The sequence below is a fragment of the Falsiroseomonas oryzae genome, assembly GCF_027856955.1.
GTDB classification, from domain to species: domain Bacteria; phylum Pseudomonadota; class Alphaproteobacteria; order Acetobacterales; family Acetobacteraceae; genus Falsiroseomonas; species Falsiroseomonas oryzae.
Genome location: NZ_JAPSMD010000790.1, coordinates 1 through 1,340 on the forward strand (window position 1 = coordinate 1; position 1,340 = coordinate 1,340).

General features: G+C 74.1%; 2 protein-coding genes. Both read left to right on the plus strand.

Features of this window, described 5'->3' with window-relative positions; all coding sequences use genetic code 11:
- The first annotated feature begins 190 nt into the window (after positions 1–190).
- Positions 191–655 carry a DUF411 domain-containing protein gene (locus OZN99_RS31710; protein ID WP_270939168.1) on the plus strand — a complete coding sequence of 155 codons (465 nt, stop codon included), beginning with the start codon at positions 191–193 and terminating at the stop codon, positions 653–655.
- A gap of 97 nt (positions 656–752) precedes the next feature.
- Positions 753–1,223: an SgcJ/EcaC family oxidoreductase gene (locus tag OZN99_RS31715; protein ID WP_270939169.1), complete on the plus strand. Its 471-nt coding sequence runs from the start codon at positions 753–755 to the stop codon at positions 1,221–1,223.
- Positions 1,224–1,340: the final 117 nt, after the last annotated feature.

Consider the following 1,340-nt stretch of genomic DNA (forward strand, 5'->3'; position numbering starts at 1 on the left):
GGACGGCGCGCGCGGGCGCGGCGACGACCGCGGCCGCGGCCAGCGCGGCACAGCCCAGCAGCGCGCGACGGGGGGCGGTCGGCAGCATGCGGAGTCGCTACCATACTGGCGCCGGGAGTCCAGTGCCGGTTGCCTCAGATCAAGGACCGTCCGCCTGGCGGTTGCGATGGTCGGCGAAAAGGAGATGACGATGACCCTGCGACGACGCGGCGTGCTGCTTGCCGGCCTTGCGACGCTCGCCGCTCCGGCCCGGGCCGAGGGCGGGCCGCTGGTGCAGGTCTGGCGCGACCCGAATTGCGGCTGCTGCCACCTGTGGATGCCGCATCTGCGCACCGCCGGCTTCGGCGTGCAGGACAACGTGACGCGGTCGCTGGCGGGCTGGCGGCGCAGCTTCGGCGTGCCGTCCGACCTGCTCTCCTGCCACGTGGCGCGGGTGGAGGGCTTCGCGCTGGAGGGGCACGTGCCGCCGCTGGCCATCCGCCGCCTGCTGACGGAGCGGCCGGCCGGGGTGCGGGGCCTGGCCGTGCCCGGCATGCCGATCGGCTCGCCGGGGATGGAGGTCCCGGGCGCCGCGCCAGAGGCCTACGACGTGATCGCCTTCGGCACCGGGCCGCACCGCGTGTTCATGCGCTTCGTCGGCGGCGATCCCGCGTAGCGGAACCGCTGACGGCACGCGCAGCGGCCTCTCGTCCCGCTTGACGCGTTTGGTGTCTGGACGGAACCTCCCGAACGTAAGAAGGGAGGAATACACCATGCTGCAGCGCCGCCGGATGTTTGCCGCACTCCCATCCCTGGCGCTCTTGCCCGTCGCCGCCGAAGGCGCGGAGATGCCGCGCGATCCTGCCGCCGTGCTGCGCGCCTGGGCCGAGGCCTATGCGACCAACGACGGCGAGCGCGCCGCCGTGCTCTATACCGAGGACGCGCGCGTCTGGGGCACGAGCAGCCGCGAGCAGACGGTCGGCAGGGCCGCAATCGCCGCCTATTTCGGACGGCGGCGCGGCGACGTGGCGGGCATATCGGTCAGCTTCGGCGAGCACGCCGTCCGACAGCTTTCGGCGGAGGCAGCGGTCGCCTCGGGCCACTACACCTTCGCCCAGCGCCGCCACGACGGAAGCACCAGCCAGTCGCCGGCCCGGTTCAGCATGGTCATGGTGCGCGGACAGGACGGTGCATGGCGCATTGCCGATCACCACTCGTCCCGCCTGCCGGCTGCCACGGGCTGACCCCGGGATCGCCGGCGGACGCCGCGACCGCGCCGCGGCACACCGCGTCCCCGGCGGAGCGCGAGGCGCAGCCGCGCGCCGTGTCGCGTGTCCTACGCGGCCGGCGCGACGGAGAGT

Bases quoted from the DNA above. Each gene is read 5' to 3' on its own strand.
- OZN99_RS31710 (WP_270939168.1), top strand. From the start codon at position 191: ATGACCCTGCGACGACGCGGCGTGCTGCTTGCCGGCCTTGCGACGCTC.
- OZN99_RS31715 (WP_270939169.1), top strand. From the start codon at position 753: ATGCTGCAGCGCCGCCGGATGTTTGCCGCACTCCCATCCCTGGCGCTC.